Origin of the sequence: Vibrio sp. 10N.286.46.A8, assembly GCF_041470165.1 — a bacterium.
GTDB classification, from domain to species: domain Bacteria; phylum Pseudomonadota; class Gammaproteobacteria; order Enterobacterales; family Vibrionaceae; genus Vibrio; species Vibrio tasmaniensis_A.
Genome location: NZ_JBFRLX010000032.1, coordinates 34518 through 34935 on the forward strand (window position 1 = coordinate 34518; position 418 = coordinate 34935).

At 42.1% G+C, this 418-nt stretch carries 1 protein-coding gene; it reads left to right on the forward strand.

Annotated elements, in window-relative coordinates; translation table 11 throughout:
• Nucleotides 1-219, forward strand: a 219-nt coding sequence (locus AB4232_RS04185) for a TMEM165/GDT1 family protein (protein WP_372086346.1), incomplete at its 5' end; no start/stop codon positions are given.
• Nucleotides 220-418 lie beyond the last annotated feature (199 nt).

The following is a 418-nucleotide window of genomic DNA, read 5'->3' on the forward strand; positions in this document are numbered from 1 at the left end:
ATCGGTGATAAGACTCAGATTGCGACATCGATTCTAGGGGCTCAATATTCGGATGTATTAACGTGGGTCATTCTCGGTACTACCATTGGTATGTTGCTGGCGAATGTGCCTGTGGTGATCATTGGTAAGCTATCGGCAGATAAGATGCCACTTGACCTGATTCGCAAGATCACAGCCTTGTTGTTCGTGGGTTTGGCTATCGCAGCAGCGTTCTATTAAGCGGTAGTATTGAGTCTTATTATACTCAATCAGTAGAGTAATGTGTTGTAGGTCATACTCTTACAGTATTGTGGGGTTTATCGAGCGAATGGACATATAACTGTCATACTTGTCATGATATTTTAATCTTGTGAGTTAAGAACACGAGGGCATGATTATGTTGACGCGTTATATGGGTATTACTCCACAAAGCCAAAGT